Origin of the sequence: Actinotalea subterranea, assembly GCF_008364845.1 — a bacterium.
GTDB classification, from domain to species: Bacteria; Actinomycetota; Actinomycetes; order Actinomycetales; family Cellulomonadaceae; genus Actinotalea; species Actinotalea subterranea.
Window position 1 is genome coordinate 176,959 of the sequence record NZ_VTTP01000002.1, and the last position, 18,369, is coordinate 195,327.

The 18,369-nt window shown below is 71.9% G+C and carries 15 protein-coding genes; 14 read left to right on the plus strand and 1 reads right to left on the minus strand.

What is annotated here, in order from left to right; all coding sequences use genetic code 11:
- Positions 1 to 53: 53 nt before the first annotated feature.
- The 3 genes from FZ988_RS03825 (at position 54) to FZ988_RS03835 (ending at position 3,280) form a co-directional block, all read left to right on the plus strand.
- Positions 54 to 623: a GNAT family N-acetyltransferase gene (locus FZ988_RS03825; RefSeq protein ID WP_149202690.1), complete on the plus strand. Its 570-nt coding sequence runs from the start codon at positions 54 to 56 to the stop codon at positions 621 to 623.
- Positions 624 to 730: 107 nt separating this feature from the next.
- A complete protein-coding gene (locus FZ988_RS03830) occupies positions 731 to 1,678 on the plus strand; it encodes a 2-hydroxyacid dehydrogenase (protein WP_149202691.1) in 948 nt (315 codons plus the stop codon).
- 84 nt (positions 1,679 to 1,762) lie between these two features.
- Positions 1,763 to 3,280 (plus strand): peptide MFS transporter, encoded by a 1,518-nt coding sequence (locus tag FZ988_RS03835; RefSeq protein ID WP_149202692.1) that lies wholly within the window; start codon positions 1,763 to 1,765, stop codon positions 3,278 to 3,280.
- A gap of 72 nt (positions 3,281 to 3,352) precedes the next feature.
- Here the strand turns inward: FZ988_RS03835 and FZ988_RS03840 are convergent, their stop codons facing one another.
- A complete protein-coding gene (locus FZ988_RS03840; protein ID WP_149202693.1) occupies positions 3,353 to 4,360 on the minus strand; it encodes a LacI family DNA-binding transcriptional regulator in 1,008 nt (335 codons plus the stop codon).
- 266 nt (positions 4,361 to 4,626) lie between these two features.
- Here FZ988_RS03840 and FZ988_RS03845 point away from each other — a divergent pair, with 266 nt between their 5' ends.
- From FZ988_RS03845 to FZ988_RS03895, 11 genes are all read left to right on the plus strand, one after another.
- Positions 4,627 to 5,925, plus strand: coding sequence for an extracellular solute-binding protein (locus FZ988_RS03845; protein ID WP_149202694.1), 1,299 nt, complete (start codon positions 4,627 to 4,629; stop codon positions 5,923 to 5,925).
- A gap of 5 nt (positions 5,926 to 5,930) precedes the next feature.
- Complete coding sequence (locus FZ988_RS03850; RefSeq protein WP_149202695.1) at positions 5,931 to 6,953, plus strand: carbohydrate ABC transporter permease; 1,023 nt, start codon at positions 5,931 to 5,933, stop codon at positions 6,951 to 6,953.
- Positions 6,950 to 7,840: a carbohydrate ABC transporter permease gene (locus tag FZ988_RS03855; RefSeq protein ID WP_246169188.1), complete on the plus strand. Its 891-nt coding sequence runs from the start codon at positions 6,950 to 6,952 to the stop codon at positions 7,838 to 7,840. The genes FZ988_RS03850 and FZ988_RS03855 overlap by 4 nt, the downstream gene beginning before the upstream one ends.
- A gap of 56 nt (positions 7,841 to 7,896) precedes the next feature.
- Positions 7,897 to 10,320, plus strand: a complete 2,424-nt coding sequence (locus tag FZ988_RS03860; protein ID WP_149203067.1) for a beta-xylosidase/alpha-l-arabinosidase — start codon at positions 7,897 to 7,899, stop codon at positions 10,318 to 10,320.
- On the plus strand, positions 10,317 to 11,885 hold the full coding sequence (locus FZ988_RS03865) for a glycoside hydrolase family 43 protein (protein WP_149202697.1): 1,569 nt from the start codon (positions 10,317 to 10,319) through the stop codon (positions 11,883 to 11,885). The genes FZ988_RS03860 and FZ988_RS03865 overlap by 4 nt, the downstream gene beginning before the upstream one ends.
- A 136-nt stretch (positions 11,886 to 12,021) precedes the next feature.
- Positions 12,022 to 12,690 carry a VOC family protein gene (locus tag FZ988_RS03870; RefSeq protein ID WP_149202698.1) on the plus strand — a complete coding sequence of 223 codons (669 nt, stop codon included), beginning with the start codon at positions 12,022 to 12,024 and terminating at the stop codon, positions 12,688 to 12,690.
- Between the two features lie 90 nt (positions 12,691 to 12,780).
- Positions 12,781 to 14,499 (plus strand): dihydroxy-acid dehydratase, encoded by a 1,719-nt coding sequence (ilvD, locus tag FZ988_RS03875; protein ID WP_149202699.1) that lies wholly within the window; start codon positions 12,781 to 12,783, stop codon positions 14,497 to 14,499.
- 31 nt (positions 14,500 to 14,530) lie between these two features.
- On the plus strand, positions 14,531 to 15,079 hold the full coding sequence (locus FZ988_RS03880; RefSeq protein WP_149202700.1) for a pyridoxamine 5'-phosphate oxidase family protein: 549 nt from the start codon (positions 14,531 to 14,533) through the stop codon (positions 15,077 to 15,079).
- Between the two features lie 178 nt (positions 15,080 to 15,257).
- Positions 15,258 to 16,517, plus strand: a complete 1,260-nt coding sequence (locus FZ988_RS03885) for an ABC transporter substrate-binding protein (RefSeq protein WP_149202701.1) — start codon at positions 15,258 to 15,260, stop codon at positions 16,515 to 16,517.
- Positions 16,514 to 17,440 carry a carbohydrate ABC transporter permease gene (locus FZ988_RS03890; RefSeq protein ID WP_246169190.1) on the plus strand — a complete coding sequence of 309 codons (927 nt, stop codon included), beginning with the start codon at positions 16,514 to 16,516 and terminating at the stop codon, positions 17,438 to 17,440. The genes FZ988_RS03885 and FZ988_RS03890 overlap by 4 nt, the downstream gene beginning before the upstream one ends.
- A gap of 62 nt (positions 17,441 to 17,502) precedes the next feature.
- On the plus strand, positions 17,503 to 18,363 hold the full coding sequence (locus FZ988_RS03895; RefSeq protein ID WP_149203069.1) for a carbohydrate ABC transporter permease: 861 nt from the start codon (positions 17,503 to 17,505) through the stop codon (positions 18,361 to 18,363).
- Positions 18,364 to 18,369 lie beyond the last annotated feature (6 nt).

Below are 18,369 nucleotides of genomic sequence, written 5' to 3' on the forward strand. Positions count from 1 at the left end.
CGCCCTGGTCGCCGATCCGCGTGCCCCCGGGCGCTGCGGGGCAAGGAGGACCGATGGACACGCCCGTGCTGCAGGGGGAGCTGGTGCGCCTGCGGCCCATCCAGCCGCAGGACGCGGACGGCATGTGGGAGCTCGTCGCGAACGACCCCGAGGGGAACCGGATGACGGGGACCACGGCGACGTTCACGCGTGAGGAGATCGACGAGTGGTGCCGCTCGGTCGGCGCCCGGGCGGGGCGTCACGACTGGGCGATCACGCACGGCTCGGACGAGTACCTGGGCGAGATCGTGCTGAACGAGATCGACGACCACTCGGCGAGCGCGAACCTCCGGCTCGCGCTGCGGCCCGGTCAGCGTGGCCGCGGGTTCGGTGGCGACGCGATCAGCCTCGTCCTCGCCTTCGCGTTCGCCGAGCAGCCCGAGGGCCTGGGCCTGCACCGTGTGTCGCTCGACGTGCTCAGCATCAACCCGCGCGCACGCATGCTCTACGAGAGCCTCGGGTTCGTGACCGAGGGACGCCTGCGGGAGAGCCACCGCGACGGCGAGTTCTGGTGCGACGCCATCGTCATGGCGATCCTCGAGGACGACTACCGCGCGAGCCAGCTCCCGGCCGGGCAGGTCTGAGCGGTACGGCGTGGTCGCCCGACGGACGACCACGCCCGATCGCCGCCGCGGCCGGCGGCCAGCGGCCGGCAGTCGACGGACCGACGGACCCTGAGGAGGACCACCGCATGGTGACCATGACCATCGCCCACTCCGACGTGCTCGACGCCGTCCGCGCCGACCTGCCGCCGGGCGTCGCGTCCGAGGTCCGGCTCGTCGAGTGGGGCGTCCGGGGGCCGCTGCCCGTCGGCGTGGACCCGGCCGAGGTGGACGTCGTCGTCGTCCCGAACTTCGCCGTCGGTGCGGCGATGTTCGCGCGTGTCACCGAGCTCCCCGCGCTGCGCGCGATCCAGCTCCCGAGCGCCGGGTTCGAGCACGCGCTCGGGCACGTGCCGCCCGGGGTCGTGCTCTGCAACGGGCGGGGTGTCCACGACGCGGGTACGGCCGAGCTCGCGCTCGCGCTGACCCTCGCGTCCCAGCGGGGTGTCGTCGACGCGGTCCGGGCGATGCCCGAGGGGCGGTGGGAGCCCGAGGTGCGTGCGTCGCTCGCCGACCGCCGGGTCCTCGTCCTGGGGGCCGGCGCGATCGGCTCCGCGATCGCGCGCCGGCTCGACGCCTTCGAGGCCGAGGTGGTGCGTGTCGCGCGCACGGCCCGCGACGAGCAGGGCGTCCACGTGCACGGCGTCGACGAGCTGGACGCGCTGCTGCCGACCGTCGACATCGTCATCGCCGTGCTCCCGCTCTCGGACGCCACGCACCGGCTGGTCGACGCCGGGTTCCTGGCCCGCATGCGTGACGGTGCGCTCCTCGTCAACGTCGGCCGGGGCGCCGTCGTCGACACGGATGCGCTGCTCGCTGAGACCTCGAGCGGTCGGCTGCGCGCCGCGCTCGACGTGACGGACCCGGAGCCGCTGCCCGCGGACCACCCGTTGTGGCAGGTCCCGGGGGTCCTGATCACGCCCCACCTGGGCGGCAACACGAACGCGACCACCCCGCGGCTCGCCGCGCTCCTGCGTCGCCAGCTCGGGCACCTCGTGGCCGGTGAGGACCTGGAGAACGTGGTCGCGCGCGGCTGACGGACCTTCGCTAGCGGATGTCCCGGGCGGCCGAGTGGGTCCTTGCGCCCTGCGGGTCCGGCCGGTCCGGGTCAGGATGAACCAATGACGTCGAGCCTCGATGCCCCCGACCGGCGCGGTGTCCCGCGCGACCGCGCGTTCTTCGGACACCCGCTCGGGCTGATGACCCTCTTCACGACCGAGCTGTGGGAGCGGTTCAGCTACTACGGGATGCGCGCCATCCTGCTGTACTACCTGACCGACGCGGTCGCGGACGGCGGGCTGGGCATCGCGAGCGCGACGGGCGCCGCCCTCGTCGCGATCTACGGGACGTCGGTGTACCTCCTGTCCGTCGTCGGCGGCTGGCTCGCGGACCGCGTCCTCGGGGCGCGTCGCTCGACGCTCTACGGCGGCATCGTCATCGCCGCGGGACACGTCGCGCTCACCGTCCCGAACGTGCAGGCCTCCTACCTGGGCATCGCCCTGGTCGCCATCGGCACGGGTCTGCTCAAGCCCAACGTGTCGACGATGGTGGGCGAGCTGTACCGGCGCGGGGACGTGCGCCGGGACTCGGCGTTCTCGATCTTCTACATGGGCATCAACATCGGCTCGCTCGCTGCGCCGCTCCTCGTCGGGGCGGCACGTGCCTGGGGCGGGTACCACGCGGGCTTCGCCGTCGCTGCGGTGGGCATGGGGGTCGCGCTCGCGTTCTTCGTGGCCGGTCGACGGCTCCTGGGAGGCGCGGGCGACGACGTGCCGCACCCCCTGCAGCCGCAGGACCGGCCGGCCCTGCTCCGCACGGGTCTCGCCGTGATCGGCGGCATCGCGCTCGCGGTCGCCGTCGCGTGGTGGCGGTCCGGGGAGATGGGTGTCACGACGTTCATCGACACGATGTCGCTCCTCGCGTTCGCCGCACCGGTCGCGTACTTCGTGGTCATGTTCCGCTCGCCGCACGTGACGGACCGTGAGCGGTCGCGGCTCAAGGCCTACGTCCCGCTGTTCGTCGGCGCGATGCTGTTCTGGATGATCTTCGAGCAGGCGGCGAGCACGATGGCGGCCTACGCGGCCGACCGCACCGAGCTGTCGGTCTTCGGCATGACGATCTCGCCCGAGCTCTTCCAGTCGGTGAACCCGGCGTCGATCGTCCTGCTCGCGCCGGTGTTCGCGTGGCTGTGGGTGCGGCTCGACGACCGGCCACCGACGGCCGTGAAGTTCGCGATCGGCCTCTCGCTCGCGGGCGTGAGCTTCCTCGTCCTCGCCGGGGCGGCCGCGGCGGCCGGGGACGGTCGCTCGCCCGCGTGGGTGCTCGCGCTCGTCTACGTGATCCAGACCGTCGGCGAGCTGTTCCTGTCGCCCGTCGGCCTCGCCGCGACGACGCTCCTCGCCCCGGCGGCGTTCCGCAGCCAGGCGATGGCGCTGTGGTTCCTCGCGCCGGCCGCGGGCAACGCGATCACGGCACAGCTCATCACGGCGACCGAGGGGGTCGACGAGGCGGCGTTCTTCGGTGGGACCGGCGCGGTCGCCGTCGTCGCGGGCCTCGCCCTGCTCGGGCTCGCCCCGTGGGTCACGCGCCACATCCGGGAGGGTGCCGAGGACGTCGACGAGGTCGAGCTCACGCACTGAGGCGGGCCCGGGGGGCTCGCACCTGGACGCAGGCGTCGCGGCGGCAGCGCTGCTACGACGCCTGCGGCGCGCTCAGTGCAGGGGCCGGCACGTGCCGCGCTCGACCAGCTCGGTCGGCAGCGTGATGTGCGTGCTCTCGGGCGGCGAGCCGTCCATGAGGCCGATGAGCAGCGCGATCGCCTCGGACCCCATGCGGCGGATCGGCTGGTTGATCGTCGTGAGCGGGGGAGTGGTCATCGCGGACTCGGGCACGTTGTCGAACCCGATGATGGAGACGTCGTCGGGCACCGAGAGCCCCAGGGTGTGCGCGACGTCCATCGTGCGGATCGCCGAGAGGTCGTTGGCCGCGAAGATCGCCGTCGGGCGGTCGGGCATGGTCAGCAGCTCGTGCGCGGGCTGGTCGGCGGTCTCGGTCCGGTACCCGCCGACGCGCATGAGCGCGGGGTCGACCGGGATGCCTGCGGCGGCGAGCGCCGTCCGGTAGCCCTCCTCGCGCAGCCGAGCCGACTCGAGGTCCGGGCGGCCGCCCAGGAACCCGATCCGCCGGTGGCCCAGGCCCAGGAGGTACTCGGTCGCGAGCACGGCGCCGCGCAGGTTGTCCGAGTCGACCGTCGGCAGGCCCGACGGGCCGGTGTGCGGGTCGACGGCGACGACCGGGATGCCGGGCCGTGCGTCGACGACGGTGGGGGTCACGAGGATCGCGCCGTCGATGAGCGTCCCGCTCAGGCGGGAGAGGTACCGGCGCTCCCAGCCGACGTTGCCGCCGTGACGGCCGCCGCCCGAGTAGGCGAGCAGCTCGTAGCCGGTCGAGCCGATGGCGCTCGAGGTGCCCTTGAGGAGCTCGGTGCTGAACGGCTCGAACTCCGCGACCAGGATCCCGATGACGTTCGTGCGCGTGCTGCGCAGGCTGCGGGCGACCAGGCTCGACTCGTAGCCGAGCTCGTCGATGACCTCCTGGACCTTCGCGGACGTGCTGACCGCCACGCCGTACCGGCCGTTGATGACCTTCGAGACTGTCGCGACCGAGACGCCGGCACTGCGCGCGACGTCGTTGATGGTCACTCGACCCGGATGATCCATGTCGGGAGCATAGCGTTTCGATAACGTTATCGATATCGGTTGACACGGCCTCGCGGAAGTTGAGAGGCTGCGAATCGCCAGCCTGTCGACGACGAGAGGAACGCATCGGTGAAGACATCGGCCCAGCCGTCCGTGAGGGTCCCCTCCGGCCGGGGAGGCCGTGCGGTCGCTGTCGGCGCCGCCATTCATCCCCCGGTTCGACACCGCTGACACCAGGTCCACCAGCGGGCCTGCCAAGCAGGGCAACTCAACGAAGAGGACGACTCATGAACACACGAAGGCTTCTGGTGCCGACGGCGCTGCTGATGGCCACCGCCCTACTCGCTGCCTGTAGCAGCGGCGGTGACACCGGCGGCGGCTCCGAGGGCGAGGGTGGCGACGTCACGCTGACGTTCTGGCACAACTCGACCACCGGACCGGGCAAGGAGTACTGGGACGAGACGGCGACCCAGTTCGAGGACGCCAACCCCGGCGTCACGGTCGAGATCCAGTCCATCCAGAACGAGGACATGGACGGAAAGCTCCAGACGGCGCTGAACTCCGGCGACGCACCTGACATCTTCATGGCGCGCGGCGGCGGCAAGCTCGCCGACATCGTCGAGGCGGGCCAGGCGCTCGACCTCACCGACCTGATCGCCGACGACGTCGAGGCGGCGGTCGGCGGCACGCTGAACGCGTTCAGCATCGACGGCAAGGTCTACGGCATGCCGACGTCCGTGCTGCCCGGCGGCATCTACTACAACAAGGCGATGTTCGAGCAGGCCGGCATCGAGGGCACGCCCGAGACCATGGCCGAGCTCGAGGACGCGGTCGCCAAGATCAAGGCGATCGGCGTCGAGCCCATCGCGCTCGGCGGCAAGGCCGCCTGGCCGGCAGCCCACTGGTACTACTTCTTCGCGCTGCGCACCTGCTCGCAGGAGGCCATGGAGACCGACGGCGCGGCCGTGAAGTTCGAGGACCCGTGCTGGACCAAGGCTGCGGAGGAGCTCCAGGCGTTCGCCGCCGTCGAGCCGTTCCACGAGGGCTTCCTGACGACCGACGCCCAGGGCAGCGCTGCCTCGTCCGCCGGCATGATCGCCAACGAGCAGGCCGCCATGGAGCTCATGGGCGCCTGGAACCCGGGCGTCATCGCCGACCTCACGCCGGACAAGAAGCCCATGGAGGACCTGGGCTGGTTCCCGTTCCCGGCCGTCGAGGACGGCGAGGGTGACCCGAGCGCGATGATGGGTGGGGTCGACGGCTACGCCTGCTCGGCCGACGCTCCCGCCGAGGAGTGCGCCGCCTTCCTCAACTTCTTCATGTCGAAGGAGCGCCAGGAGGCCTACGCCGAGGCGTTCGTGACGCTGCCCGCGAGCCAGGAGGCTCAGGGCGTCGTGACCGACCCCGCACTGCTCGACGTGCTCGCTGCGTACAACGACGCGGCGTACGTCCAGGTCTGGCTCGACACCCAGTTCGGCCAGAACGTCGGCAACGCGCTCAACGCGGGTGTCGTCGAGATGCTCGCTGGCAGCGGAACGCCTGAGGGCATCGTGACCGCGGTCAACGACGCGGCGGCCAAGGGCTAGATCTCATGAGCGACTCCCTGGGCGAGAACACGCTCACCAAGACGTCGCCCGAGGGTCGCTCCCGGTCCGGGGGTGGTGCCGTCACGGCACCGCCCCCGGTTCGCCGGGGACGGCGTAAGGGGCCCGACTGGCGCAAGCACGCCGAGATCGCGCTCCTCTCCGGGCCTGCCGTCCTCATGTTCCTCGCGTTCGTCATCTTCCCGGTGATCATGGCGGCGTACTACGGGTTCTACCGGTGGAAGGGCTTCGGCCCGCCGACCGAGTTCGTCGGGTTCGACAACTACCTGGCGATCTTCCGGGACAGCACGTTCCACGACGCCCTGCTGCACAACGGCTTCATCGTCGTGATGTCGCTGGTGCTGCAGGGGCCCGCGGCCATCGCGCTGGCGCTGCTCCTCAACCAGCGCATGCGCGGGCGTTCCCTGGTCCGGGTGCTCATCTTCGTGCCGTATGTCGTGTCCGAGGTGATCGTCGGGACCGGCTGGAGCCTCATGCTCCGCACGACCGGCGCGTTCAACGCGCTCCTGGAGAACATCGGCCTCGAGTCGCTCCAGGTCGACTGGCTCGCCAACCCGGACGTCGCCCTGTGGTCCCTGATGATGATCATCACCTGGAAGTACATCGGGTTCGCGGTCATCCTGTTCCTCGCCGGGCTGCAGAGCATCCCCGAGGAGCTGTTCGAGGCGGCCGCCATCGACGGCGCGTCGTACTGGCAGATCCAGCGGCGCATCACGCTGCCGCTGCTCGGCCCGACGATCCGCATCTGGGCGTTCCTGTCGATCATCGGCTCGATGCAGCTGTTCGACCTCGTCTACATCATCTGGGGTCAGTACGTGGCCGCGACCGCGGGCACGTCGACGATGGCCACCTACATGGTCGTGAACGGCCGCAACGCAGGGAACTACGGCTTCGGCAACGCTGTCGCGGTCGTACTGTTCCTGATCTCGTTGGTCGTCGCCCTGGTCTACCAGCGCTACGTGCTGCGCCGTGACACCGAGGGCGCGCTCACGGAAGGAAAGAAGAAGTGACCGCGAGCGCAGTAGCTGCACCACCACTCCCGGCGGAGCGGTCCGCCCGGCCCAAGCGCGGCGGAGGTCGCCTCGGGCGCAGCGGACCGATGACCTACCTGATCGCGTTCTTCTTCGTCGGCATCTGCATCGGGCCGGTGGCGTACATCGTCATCGGCGGCTTCCGGAGCAACTCGCAGATCATCCGCGACCCGGCGGGCTTCCCGAGCCCGTGGGAGGGCACCAACTACCTGAGCGTGCTCCAGAGCGAGATCTTCTGGCGCCAGATGGGCAACTCGGCCATCAGCGCGCTCGCCACGACCGCGGGCGTCGTCGTCCTGGGAGTCATGGCCAGCTACGTGCTCGCGCGCTACGAGTTCAAGGGCCGCACGGCGCTGTACTCGCTCTTCGCGGCAGGGCTGATGTTCCCGATGACGGTGGCGATCACGCCGCTGTACATCCTCGTCCGCGAGCTGGGCCTGATGAACAGCCTCCCGGGGATCATCCTCCCGCAGATCGCCTTCGCGCTGCCGACGACGATCATCATCCTCGTACCGTTCCTGCGGGCCATCCCGAAGGAGCTCGAGGAGGCGGCGGCCATCGACGGCGCGAGCCGGCTCGGCTTCTTCTTCCGGATGGTCGTCCCGCTGTCCCTGCCGGGCGTCATCACCACGGGGATCCTCGCGTTCATCGCGAGCTGGAACAGCTACATGCTTCCCCTGTTCATCCTCAACGACGAGACGGCGTACACGTTGCCGCTCGGCGTCCAGGCGTTCGCCGCGCAGTACTCCGTCGACACGGCGCGCGTGCTGGCCTTCACGTCCCTGTCCATGATCCCGGCGCTCATCTTCTTCTCGCTGTTCGAGCGGCGGATCGTCGGCGGTCTCACCGGGGCGGTCAAGGGCTGATGCACGAGGTCGTGGCGGTGGGTTCACCCGAGAAGGAGAACGGTTCGGTGTCTCAGATGCTCACCGTGCAGCCCGAGGTGTCGGAGCGCGTCCGCGCGCTCGTGACGAGCATGACCCTCGAGGAGAAGCTCGCCCAGCTGGTGGGCTACTGGCTCGACCAGAACGGCACGGTCGCCCCGATGCAGTCCGAGATGGCTGCGGGCCAGGGCGACCCGGGCACACTGCCCGCGATCACGACCCACGGGATCGGCCACTACACGCGGGTGTACGGCACCCGCCCGGTCGACCCGGTCGAGCGGGCCGCCTGGCTCTGGGCGGAGCAGCGTCGCCTGAAGCGGGAGACCCGGCTGGGCATCCCCGCGCTGGTCCACGAGGAGTGCCTCACGGGTCTCGCGGCGTGGCGCGCGGCGACCTTCCCGACGCCGCTGGCGTGGGGGGCCTCGTTCGACCCCGAACTGGTCCGCGAGATGGCCGTGGCGATCGGTGACTCGATGCGTGCCCTCGGCGTGCACCAGGGACTCGCACCGGTCCTCGACGTCGTGCGCGACCCGCGCTGGGGCCGTGTCGACGAGTGCATCGGCGAGGACCCGTACCTGGTCGGGACCGTCGGGACGTCGTTCGTCCGGGGGCTCCAGGACGCGGGGGTCCACGCGACCCTCAAGCACTTCGTCGGCTACTCGGGCTCGCGCGGCGGACGCAACCACGCGCCCGTGAGCGCGGGGCCGCGTGAGGTCGCGGACGTGTTCCTGCCCCCGTTCGAGATGGCCGTGCTCGACGGCGGCGCCCGTTCGGTCATGAACGCGTACACCGAGATCGACGGCATCCCCGTGGCGGCGACCCCGCAGTACCTCACGGATGTGCTGCGCGGTCGCTGGGGCTTCGACGGGGTCGTGGTCGCGGACTACTTCGCGGTCGCCTTCCTCGAGGTCATGCACCGCGTCGCGGCCGACCGCGGCGAGGCCGCGGCGCAGGCCCTCGTGGCCGGCATCGACGTCGAGCTGCCGTCGGGCGACGCGTACCTCGAGCCGCTCGCGGAGCGGGTGCGCTCGGGTGCGCTCGACGAGGCGTACGTCGACCGGGCCGTGCTGCGCGCCCTGAGCCAGAAGGAGGCCCTGGGCCTCCTCGAGCCGGGTGCGTTCGAGGACGACCCGCCCTCGGCGGTCGACCTCGACTCGCCGCGCCACCGCGACCTCGCCCGCCGCCTCGCGGACGAGTCGCTCGTCCTGCTGGCCAACGACGGGGTCCTCCCGCTGAACCGCTGGGAGACGCCGCCGGCGCAGGTCGCGGTCATCGGGCCCAACGCGGACCGGGGCGAGGCCCTCATGGGCTGCTACTCGTTCGTCAACCACGTCCTGGCCCACCACCCGGACGTGCCGACGGGCCTGGAGATCCCGACGGTGGCAGACGCGCTGCGGGCGACCTTCGGGGACGCGGGCATGCCGGACGCGGACGTCGTCGTGGCCGAGGGCTGCCAGGTCGAGGGCGACGACACGTCGGGCTTCGACGAGGCCGTCGCGGCGGCTGCTGCCGCGGACGTCGCGGTCGTGGTCGTCGGTGACCAGGCCGGGCTGTTCGGCCGGGGCACCGTGGGCGAGGGGAACGACGTGGAGTCGCTCGAGCTGCCCGGTCGGCAGCGCGAGCTCGTCGAGGCCGTGCTCGCCACGGGTACGCCCGTGGTGATGGTGCTGCTCACGGGCCGTCCGTACGCGATCGGGTGGGCCCTCGACGGCGAGGGCCCGCGCCCTGGTGCCGTGCTGCAGGCGTTCTTCCCGGGCGAGGCGGGCGGTCTCGCGATCGCTGACGTCCTGACCGGTCGGGTCAACCCCTCGGGACGCCTGCCCGTGTCGCTGCCCCGCACGTCGGGGTCGCAGCCCTACTCCTACCTCCAGCCGGTGCTCGGCGGGCCGTCCGACGTGACGGCCGCGGACCCGACCCCGGTGCGTGCCTTCGGCTTCGGCCTCTCCTACACCACGTTCGGGTACTCCGACCTGGTGGTCGACGCGCAGGTGCAGGCCGGCGAGGAGCTCGCGGCAGCCGTCACGGTGACGAACACGGGCGCGGTCGCTGGCACGGAGGTCGTGCAGCTCTACGGGCACGACGCGGTCGCGTCGGTGACCCGGCCGGTGGCGCAGCTGCTGGGCTACACGCGGGTCACGCTCGGCCCCGGCGAGTCGGCACGCGTGAGGTTCGCGGTCCCGACGACGCGCTTCGCGTTCTCCGACCGGAGGATGGTGCGCATCGTGGAGCCGGGCGACGTCGAGGTCTGGGTCGGGTCGGACGCCGCGGCGTCGGCCGTGTCCTCAGGCCCCGTGTCGACGGGGGGCACCACGGGTGGCGCGATCCCGAGCGCTGCGAAGGGCGCCGCGACCGGCGCACCGGGCTCGGCCACGCACCGCGCCGTCGTGGCGATCACCGGCCCGGTCCACGAGGTCACGACCGCGGACGCGCGCTGGGTGCAGGCGTCGGTCGACGGCGCATGACGGCCGTCCGCAACCCGATCCTGCCCGGGTGCTACCCGGACCCGTCGATCTGCCGGGTGGGTGACGACTTCTACCTGGTCACGTCCACGTTCGAGTACCTGCCGGGGCTCCCGGTCTTCCGGAGCCGGGACCTGGCCACGTGGGAGCAGATCGGGCACGTCGTCGACCGCCCGGGGCAGCTCGACTACGCGGGCATCGCCTCGTCCGGGGGCCTGTACGCGCCGACGCTGCGGTACCATCGCGGGGTCTTCTGGGTCGTGTGCACGCTCGTGGACCAGGCCGACCCGAGCCGCGGCGGCAACTTCGTGATGACCGCGACGGACCCCGCGGGCCCGTGGTCGGACCCCACGTGGCTCGGTGTCGCGGGCATCGACCCGTCGCTGTTCTTCGACGACGACGACCGCGCGTGGGTGCACGGCACGCGTCTCGTGGACGAGCCCGAGTGGCACGACCAGACCGAGGTCTGGGTCCGTGAGCTCGACCTCGAGACCCGGCAGCTCGTCGGGCCCGAGCACGTGCTGTGGAGCGGCGCGGTGCGTGGTGCGGTCTGGGCCGAGGGCCCGCACCTGTACAAGGTCGACGGCACGTACTACCTGCTCGCGGCCGAGGGCGGGACGGACTTCCACCACGCGGTCTCGGTGGCGCGCGCGTCGGCCGTCACGGGCCCCTACGAGGGCTGCCGCGGGAACCCCGTGCTCACGCACCGGCACCTCGGCCGCGGGGCCGACCTGGTCGGCGTCGGGCACGCCGACCTGGCGCAGGCGCCCGACGGCTCCTGGTGGGCCGTGCTGCTCGGCATGCGCACCTACGGCGGCTACCACTACCCGCTGGGCCGCGAGACGTTTCTCGTCCCTGTCACGTGGGAGGACGGCTGGCCGGTCTTCGCGCCCGGCGAGGGGCGCGTCCCCGAGGTCGTCGACGTCCCCTTCGCCGGGGCCCCGGCGCCCGCGCCCAGCGGCCTCGTCCCGCCGCACGACGGGCGCTGGACCGCCGTGCGGGGCCTCCCGTCCCAGGTCGCCGCGCCGCGCGGGGACGGCTGGGACCTGCCGTTGCGGCCGAGCACGCTCGCCGACGTCGACGTGCCCGCGTTCCTGGGCCTGCGCCAGGCGCACCGGCAGCTCGTGGTGCGGGCCACCGTCCGGGCCGCCCTGGCCCCCGGCGAGGAGGTCGGGCTCGCGATCCGGCAGTCCGAGCGCGACCACGTGCGCCTCACGGTCCGTGCCGACGACGACGGCCGCACGGGTCGCCGGGTGGTCGCCACCCACGTGCGAGGCGGCGTGGAGACGGTGATCGGCGAGGCCGTCCTCGCCACGCCCGGCGAGCGCGGTGCGTCCGACGACGCCGTGACGCTCGCCGTCGACGTCCATGACCAGGACTACCGGCTCGTCCTCGACCAGCCCGGGTCCGGGCCCGTGACGGTGGCGGTCGCGGACGGGCGGACGCTCGACAGCGCCGCGGCCGGCGGGTTCCTCGGCCTGTGGATCGGGGTCGTGGCGTCGAGCAACGGCCGCCCGACGACGACCGTCGCCCACGTCGACCAGGTCGAGTACGTCCCCGCCAGCTGACCGCCGCGGCTGACGGCCGCGTCCGACCGTCGGCCCGTCCGACCCGCGCAGGCCCACGTCGACGTGCGTGCGGCATCGAGCCTGCAGTCCGAGGCGCAGGCTCGACGCGCGGCGGATCCGGTGCGACAGTGACGCGATGGGCCAGAGGCTGACGGACTCCGAGGTCACCGAGCGCATCGACGCGAGGCACTGGCGGGTCGTCCTGGGCCGCGTGCACGGGACGTTCCGCACGGGCAGCTTCGTGCGCGGGGCGGCGCTCGTCGGACGCGTGACCGAGGTCGCCGAGGAGCTCGGCCACCATCCCGACGTGGACCTGCGCTACCCCGCCGTGCACGTCTCGACGTGGTCGCATGACGTCGGCGCGCTCACCGAGCGTGACGTCGCCCTCGCGGCGGCGATCAGCGGCGTCGTCGACGACCTCGGGATCGAGGCCGTGACCGCGCAGCCCCAGGGCTTCGAGGTCGCGGTCGACGCCCTCGACATCCCCGCGGTCGTGCCCTTCTGGCGTGCGGTCCTGGGGTACGAGGACGAGCGCGTCGCCGCGGACGACGCGTCCCCGGCGCTCGTCGACCCGCTGGGCGTCGGCCCGTCAGTGTGGTTCCAGCAGATGGACGCGCCGCGACCTCAACGCAACCGGATCCACCTCGACGTCTCGGTGCCGCACGACGTCGCGGAGCAGCGCGTCGCGGCCGCGGTCGCCGCCGGGGGCCACCTGGTGAGCGACCGCCGTGCCCCGGCCTTCTGGGTCCTCGCCGACGCGGAGGGCAACGAGGTGTGCGTGTGCACGTGGCAGGCACGCGGATGACCCGCGGGCGCGCCGCGGAGGGGTCCGGCGCGCCGTCCCGCCCTGACCCTCCACTGTGGCGCGTGACGTGGTCGACCTAGACTCCGCGTCATGAGCGACACCACCCCGGCCCCGGACGCAGCAGTCGACATCAAGCCGCGCAGCCGGCAGGTGACCGACGGGATCGAGGCGACGGCGTCGCGCGGCATGCTGCGGGCCGTCGGGATGGGCGACGAGGACTTCGCCAAGCCGCAGATCGGTGTCGCGTCGTCCTGGAACGAGATCACGCCGTGCAACCTCTCGCTCGACCGCCTCGCGAAGGCCGTGAAGAACGGTGTGCACGCGGGTGGCGGGTTCCCGCTCGAGTTCGGCACCATCTCGGTGTCGGACGGCATCTCCATGGGGCACGAGGGCATGCACTTCTCGCTCGTCTCGCGCGACATCATCGCGGACAGCGTCGAGGCCGTGATGATGGCCGAGCGGCTCGACGGGTCGGTCCTCCTCGCGGGCTGCGACAAGTCGCTCCCCGGCATGCTCATGGCCGCGGCACGACTGGACCTCGCGTCGGTCTTCCTCTACGCGGGCTCGATCGCGCCGGGCTTCGTCAAGCTGAGCGACGGCACCGAGAAGGACGTCACGATCATCGACGCGTTCGAGGCCGTCGGGGCGTGCGCGCGCGGGCTGATGAGCCGCGAGGACCTCGGCCGCATCGAGCGCGCGATCTGCCCCGGCGAGGGCGCGTGCGGCGGCATGTACACGGCAAACACGATGGCGTCCGTGGCCGAGGCCATGGGGATGTCGCTGCCCGGGTCCGCGGCGCCGCCGTCGGCGGACCGCCGCCGCGACGTCTTCGCGCAGCGTTCGGGGGAGGCCGTCGTCGAGCTGCTGCGCCGGGGCATCACGGCGCGCCAGATCATGACCAAGGAGGCGTTCGAGAACGCGATCGCCGTCGTCATGGCGTTCGGCGGGTCGACGAACGCGGTGCTCCACCTCCTCGCGATCGCGCACGAGGCCGAGGTCGAGCTGACCCTCGACGACTTCTCCCGGGTCGCGGCGAAGGTCCCGCACCTGGGTGACCTCAAGCCGTTCGGCCGCTACGTGATGAACGACGTCGACCGCATCGGCGGCGTCCCGGTGATCATGAAGGCCCTGCTCGACGCGGGCCTGCTCCACGGCGACTGCCTCACGGTGACGGGCCGGACGGTCGCCGAGAACCTCGCCGACATCGCACCGCCCGACCCGGACGGCAAGATCCTGAGGGCGCTCGACAACCCGATCCACCGCACGGGTGGCATCACGATCCTGCACGGGTCGCTCGCACCCGAGGGGGCCGTCGTCAAGAGCGCCGGATTCGACTCCGACGTGTTCGAGGGCACCGCGCGCGTCTTCGAGCGGGAGCGGGCCGCGATGGACGCCCTGGAGGACGGCACGATCGTCGCGGGCGACGTCGTCGTGATCCGGTACGAGGGCCCCAAGGGCGGGCCGGGCATGCGCGAGATGCTCGCCATCACCGGTGCGATCAAGGGTGCCGGCCTGGGCAAGGACGTGCTGCTCCTCACCGACGGCCGGTTCTCGGGCGGGACAACGGGCCTGTGCGTCGGGCACGTCGCTCCCGAGGCGGTCGACGCCGGCCCGATCGCCTTCGTGCGCGACGGTGACCGGATCCGCCTCGACGTGGCGAACGGCCTGCTCGACCTGCTCGTCGACCCGGCGGTGCTCGCGGAGCGTGCGGTGGGCTGGGAGCCGTTGCCGCCCACGTACACGCGCGGCGTGCTCGCGAAGTACGCGAAGCTCGTCCAGTCCGCGAGCAAGGGCGCCGTCCTCATCTGACGGCCCGGCCCGACGGCAGGAAGGTGCGTGGGTGGGCAAGGTCCACGAGTCGATCGGTGAGCGGCTGGCGACGTTCATCGAGTCCCAGCCCGTGTTCTTCGTCGCGACGGCACCCCTGGCCGCCGACGGACGCGTCAACGTGTCGCCCAAGGGCGGGAGGGGGACCCTGCGGGTGATCGACCCGCACACGGTCGCCTACCTCGACCTGACCGCCTCCGGGGCGGAGACCATCGCGCACCTGAGGGAGAACGGCCGCATCACCGTGATGCTGTGCGCGTTCACCGGCCCGCCGAACGTCGTCCGCCTCCACGGCCGGGGCCGGGTGGTGGCATCGGTCGACCCCGAGTTCGCGACGTGGGAAGGACGGTTCCCCGTGCACCCGGGCCCGCGGGCCGTGGTCGTGGTGGACGTCGAGCGCGTCTCGGACTCCTGCGGGTTCGCGGTGCCGCTCATGGAGCACGTCGCGGACCGTGACCTGCTGGACCGGGCGAACGGCCGCAGGTCCGCCGACGACCTCGTGCGCTACCGCGCGACCAAGAACGCCCAGAGCCTGGACGGTCTGCCCGCCGTCGACTGGTAGCCCGCACGCACCGGGCCCGGACGGGGCCGCGCCGGCGTGGGTCGGCGGCTCCCGAGCGCTCGAGGTGCCGACCGCGCGGACCGGGCCGACACTGGACCACGTCGTACCCGGGCAGCGTGGCTCGGGCGGCAGCGACTTGGGCCCGAGGGCTCGGTCGCGACGGACCCAGGGGGTGGGTATGAGACCGTCCGGCACCCGGCTCGCAGGGCTGGCGGCCTGCGCCGCGCTCGTGCTGCCGCTCGGTGCGTGCTCCGGGGAGGCCGGGCGCACGACCCTCACGTTCTTCCAGTTCAAGGGCGAGGCGGTCGCGTACTTCGAGGAGCTCGCCGAGCGCTTCGAGGCGGAGAACCCGGACATCGACGTGCTGGTGCAGAACGTGCCCGACGCCGAGACGGCCCTGCGCACGCGCCTGGTCAAGAACGACGTGCCGGACGTCCTGACCCTCAACGGCAACGGGACGTTCGGCGAGCTCGCCTCGGCGGGGGTCTTCGCGGACTTCGCCGACGACCCCGTGCTGGACGGGGTCAAGGAGAGCTACGTCGACGTCGTCCGTGAGCTCGGCGCGGGGTCGCCCGGCGAGGTCAACGGCGTCCCGTTCGCCGCCAACGCGTCGGGGGTGCTCTACAACGTCGAGCTCTTCGCGGAGCACGGTGTGGAGCCTCCCGAGACGTTCGAGGAGCTGGTCACGGCCGCGCGGACGTTCGAGGACGCGGGCGTCGTGCCGTTCTACGGCATGCTCGCCGACGCGTGGACCGCGCAGTCGCCCATGGCACCCCTGACGGCCCAGGGCGCTCCCGAGGACTTCTTCGAGGCCCGCTTCGCCGGCGAGACCACGTTCGCCGAGGGGTGGCGCGAGCCGATCGAACGGCTCGGCACCCTCTTCGAGCACACGCAGCCGGACGCCGGTGCCGTCGGCTACCAGGACGGCACGCGCGCGTTCGCCGAGGGGGAGTCGGCGATGCTGCTCATCGGCAGCTACGCCGTGCCGCAGATCCGCTCGTTCGAGCCGACGTTCACGGTCGGCTCCTTCGCGCTGCCCGGCACCGACGACCCGGCCGAGACGACGCTCGTCTCGGGCGTCGACGTGCTCGTGACCGCGGGCGCCGACGCCCCCCACCCGGAGGAGGCGCAACGGTTCATCGAGTTCCTCATGCAGCCCGAGGTCATCCAGGAGTACGCGGAGGCGCAGGTCGCGATCCCCGTGCTCGAGGGCTCGGTCAACGAGGACCCTGCGCTCGCCGGCATCCAGCCGTTCATCGAGGAGGAAAGGCTCGTGGGCTTCACCGACCACCAGTTCATCCCGGCCATCCCGCTCGCACCGCTGCTGCAGCAGTACCTCACCGACGGTGACCTCGACGCGTTCCTGGCTGAGCTCGACGCGAGCTGGGACCGCGTCGCGCTGCGGCGCACGTGGGGTCTCGGGGCGGCGGCGTCGTGACCTCCGTCCAGCCGGTCGACCGGCCGACCGACTCCGCCCCGCCCCGTCGCACGCTCGTGGCGGCGCGGCTCCCGCGGGCGTTCGTGTGGATGGTCGTCCCGGCCTTCGTGCTCTTCTTCGTGTTCCACACGGTGCCAGTGCTCCAGGGCGTGTTCTTCAGCTTCACCGACTCGCCCGGGTACGGGGCGTGGGAGGCAGTCGGCCTCGCGAACTACGTCGCCCTGCTGAGCGACCCGCGAGTCCGCGACGCGTACCTGTTCACGGCGCAGTTCGCGGTGGTCGCCACGATCCTGACGAACGTCGTCGCCCTTGCGCTCGCGGTCGCGCTCAACGGCAAGATCCGGTTCAAGACCGCCCTGCGCGGGGTGTACTTCATCCCCAACGTGCTGGCGATCCTCGTCGTCGGCTACGTGTTCCAGTACCTGTTCACGTTCTCCCTGCCCGCGATCGGGGAGGCGCTCGGCAGCGCACGCCTGTCGTCGTCGATCCTGGCGGACCCGGACCTGGCGTGGATCGGCATCGTGGTGCTCGCGGTCTGGCAGGGAACGGCGTTCAACATCGTGCTCTACCTCGCCGGTCTCCAGACGGTCCCGCCGGAGCTCTACGAGGCCGCGTCCCTGGACGGCGCGAGCGCGTGGCGACGCTTCCGCAGCATCACGTTCCCGATGATCGCGGCGTTCTTCACCATCAACATGGTCCTCGCGCTCAAGGGGTACCTCCAGGTGTTCGACCACATCATGGCGATGACCGCGGGCGGTCCCGGGACCGCGACGGAGTCCGTCGGGGTGCTCATCTACAAGGGGGGCTTCCAGGGTGGGGAGTACGGGTACCAGCTCGCGAACGCCGTCGTCTTCATGGTCGTCATCGTCGTGCTCGCGGTCTTCCAGCTCCGCGTGCTGCAGCGCCGGGAGGTGTCGGCGTGACCGGGCCGAGCGTCGCGGCCCCGCCGCGGGCCGGGTCGGGGCTCCCGCCCGACCGCCCGGACGTGCCCGGGGTGCCGTCGCGCCGCCGCTCGCGTCGGGCCGGCCCCGAGGGCCGGGTGAACTGGTGGCTCACGGGCCTCCTGGTGTTCCTGGCCCTCACGATCGCGGTGCCGCTGTACTTCGCCGTGGTCACGGCCCTCAAGACGCCGGACCAGCTCACGGGCGCCGGCTTCGGGCTGCCGACCGAGGTGCGCTGGGCGAACTTCGCGGACGCGTGGACGCTCACGGACTTCCCGCGCTCGGCCCTCAACAGCGCCGTCGTGACGGTCGGGGCCGTCGTGCTCACGCTGCTGACCAACTCGATGGTCGCGTACGCGATCGCGCGGAACATGCACCGCCGGGTGTTCAAGGGCCTGTTCTTCTACTTCGTGTCCGCGCTCTTCGTCCCGTTCCCGATCCTCATGCTGCCCGTCGCCAAGGAGACCGCGATCCTCGGCCTCGACAACCAGGTGGGACTCATCCTCCTGTACACGGTCTACGGCCTGTCGTTCAACGTGTTCGTGTTCGTCGCGTACATCAACTCGATCCCGCGGGAGCTCGAGGAGGCCGCGACGATGGACGGGGCGAGCACGTGGACCACGTTCTGGCGCGTGATCTTCCCCCTGCTCGCGCCGATGAACGCGACGGTCGGCATCCTCACGTGCCTGTGGGCGTGGAACGACTTCCTCCTGCCGCTCGTGATCGTCTCCGACCCGCGTGCCGCGACCCTGCCGCTCCAGCAGTACGTGTTCCAGAGCCAGTTCAGCACCAACTACCCGGTGGCCTTCGCGTCCTACCTCATGGCCATGGTGCCGCTGCTGCTCGTCTACCTGGTCGCCCAGCGCTGGGTCATCTCGGGGGTCACGCGAGGCGCCATCAAGTGACCTGAC